This window comes from Bacillus bingmayongensis (assembly GCF_000299035.1).
In the GTDB taxonomy this organism is placed as follows: domain Bacteria; phylum Bacillota; class Bacilli; order Bacillales; family Bacillaceae_G; genus Bacillus_A; species Bacillus_A bingmayongensis.
In genome coordinates this window covers 1-2,897 of record NZ_AKCS01000064.1, presented here as the reverse complement: position 1 = coordinate 2,897, position 2,897 = coordinate 1, and the positions used below count along the sequence as shown (strand labels likewise).

The 2,897-nt window shown below is 32.7% G+C and carries 2 protein-coding genes; both read right to left on the bottom strand.

The genetic code is table 11. The features are described from left to right. Nucleotides 1–363: 363 nt before the first annotated feature. Complete coding sequence (locus Y7E_RS0106725) at nt 364–1,095, bottom strand: DsbA family oxidoreductase (RefSeq protein ID WP_017150523.1); 732 nt, start codon at nt 1,093–1,095, stop codon at nt 364–366. Nucleotides 1,096–1,400: 305 nt separating this feature from the next. Further along, entirely contained in the window at nt 1,401–2,360 is a 960-nt protein-coding gene (locus Y7E_RS0106720; protein ID WP_017150522.1) for an alpha/beta hydrolase, read from the bottom strand. Between the last annotated feature and the right edge of the window lie 537 nt (nt 2,361–2,897).

Here is a 2,897-nt window from a genome sequence, read left to right as displayed (position 1 = left end):
TTTCGTTTGTCGCATTTTGCGTTGTTGCTATCAGCGACTTGTATAATATTACACTTCTTTACGGTAATCGTCAATGTTTTTTTATAAAAAATATAATTTATACTTTTATATTGCTATTATGCTTTCAATTTAATGAACCCTAACCTTTACATTCAAACCAATAACCTTACTTTAATAATACATACAATATAACGGTCAAACTATTGCATCTTTCTTTACTAAACAATGAATCCATCTAGATTCAGAGCGCTACTTCCCTAAAGTAAATTGGATGTACAAAACCCACAGAATCTTCATGAGTTTCTGTGGGTTAAAAGAAATTATTCCTCAACTACACCATACACGACATAATAAATGAAAGAACTATTGTTCTTTCGAAGGTACCGAACAGCTACCATCTGCACAAAAAGCATCGCTTGTACCATTTAATGAAAGATCTTGCAATTTAGACTGAGGATTCTCTTCTTCCCACACCTTTTGAAGCGCACCGACAAACGTTTCAAGTGATTGCGCACCTGAAATAGCATATTTTTGATTAATAATAAAGTAAGGTACTCCCGTAATTTTATATTGTTGAGCAATTGCTTCGTCAATTCGCACATCATTTGCATAAGCATTTTTATTATTTAGAACGTTTAAAGCTTCTTGCCTATCTAATCCTGAAGTTTCAGCAATATTAACAAGTGTTTCCACATCGCTTAAATTTTTAGATTCAGTAAAATATGCAAAAAGCAGATTTTCTATAATATCCTTTTCTTTTTCATGCTCTTTTGCAAACTTCGCCAAACGATGAGCATCAAAAGTGTTCGTTGATTTCATCTCTTCAAAGTTAAAAATCAAACCTACAGTAGCTGCATGATTGCCTATTTGTTTATTATTTTGCTTAGCTTCTTCAATACTAATCCCATATTTTGACGCAATTGCTTCATGAATACTTATTCCAGAATAGATTGGAGCATTTTGATCTAGTTCAAAGCTTTTAAACTCAACATCGACATCATTTTTATGCGGAAATTGTTCTAAAGCTTTTTCTAATCTACGCTTTCCAATATAACAAAACGGACAAACAAAGTCAGACCAAACTTCAATTTTCATACCGACACCTCTTTAAATTTAGTTTCCAACCATTGTAGCATGGGCATAGAAGAACTCATAAATTTCTGCTTCAAGAAATTTAAACTACTAATAATCGTGCACATCATTAGCCTTCATTTCTAAATAGAATCGAACTCTCCAATAAAGTAAAACTTTATCCTATATATGCTTCCTCATAATTGAAACAAGGTGCATCAAAAAACGATAATCAAAAGTGTAAAAACATTTACTTCCGATTATCGTATATAGAACATTTTCTCATTAGCAAGATTCTTGTACCTTACGATTTATTAATTTATCACTAGTTATGCTGGAATATACCTCTCTACAAAATCCCATAAAGTATTCCAATATTTCTCTGAACTTATCTTTTCTGCTTCTCCATGACCAGCACCTGGAACAATCAACTTCTCTTTTTCTACCTTCGCTGCATTATACACTTCATCTAACATTTCAAAAGGAACAAATGTATCAGCATCTCCATGGATAAACAACATCGGGGTTTTACTTTTTGCAACTTGCTTGACAGCCGATCCCTCATTCAAGTTATAACCAGCACGGAGTTTTGTAATTGTATTCGCCGCATTCATAACAGGAAATTTTGGTAAATGAAATAGATCTTTTAATTGATACGTGAACTCATCTATAACAGATGAATAACCACAATCTTCAATAATAACCTTAACATTGCCAGGTAACTCTTCTCCGGAAGTCATCATAACAGTTGCGCCTCCCATAGAAATACCAAACAGAGCTATTTCCGCTTGTGGATCTTTCTTTAAAATATACTGAATCCACTGCGTAACATCCTTACGATCATGCCATCCCATGCCAATATAATCACCTTGACTATTTCCATGACCACGAAGATCAGGTGCTACTACACTATAACCTTTTTCATAAAAATGACGAATATATTTTATCATTTCCGAGGCTCTCCCATTATATCCGTGAACCACGATTGACCATTTATGACTAGATTGCTCATTATGATATTCATAACCCGTTAGTTTTAAGTCATCAAAAGAACGTATATTTATTGTACTTGGCTGCTGTTTTGATAAAAAGTCTGCATTTTTCGCCTCATTCACAGCCATCACATCACCTGATACATGTACTGTTTTCTCCAAATGAGGATTTCCTTCTAAAAACTCTTTTTCTTGTTTCGCATTTAATGCATAGTTATAGAAATAATTCCCGACTAACATATATGCAATAAGTAGAAGTAATAAAACTACTATAGTAATAATACTTATTTTCTTCATTCTATATACCCTTTCTCTAAAAAATATACATTCAACAGTTTTATATTATATTCTATCGAATAAAGTCACATCTATTTCATCTAAAAGAATTCAATTGATGCATTACATAACTATAGCAAAACAACACAGATAGATAAACTACTTACTTCTCTAGCAAGCTTATATACATATGCACCAAAGCTATACAAAACGATAAATTTCGAAAGCTCAACACCATCAAACTGTTTTAACAAATTCGAAGTATATAGGAAAGGATTTCATCCTTACATCTTAAAAGAACTTACATATTGTACTATTCCAAATGATATAGTACATATTTACAAAAATTTCAAAGAAGGTATCTTATTTATATGAGAAAAATGAATATGAAGAAGCCGTCTGGCATTGGAAGTATCTTTTTGAAAAACATAGAGGACACAGAGAAACTGCATAATATGTATGATTTAATTACACGAAAAAACACGAGTCATTTGACTCGTGTTTTGATTGCTTGGCGATGTCCTACTCTCACAGGGGCAAGGCCCCAACTACCATCGG

Excerpts from the sequence above, each read along its gene's own strand:
- Y7E_RS0106720 (WP_017150522.1), bottom strand. The coding sequence starts at position 2,360 with ATGAAGAAAATAAGTATTATTACTATAGTAGTTTTATTACTTCTACTT.
- Y7E_RS0106725 (WP_017150523.1), bottom strand. The coding sequence starts at position 1,095 with ATGAAAATTGAAGTTTGGTCTGACTTTGTTTGTCCGTTTTGTTATATT.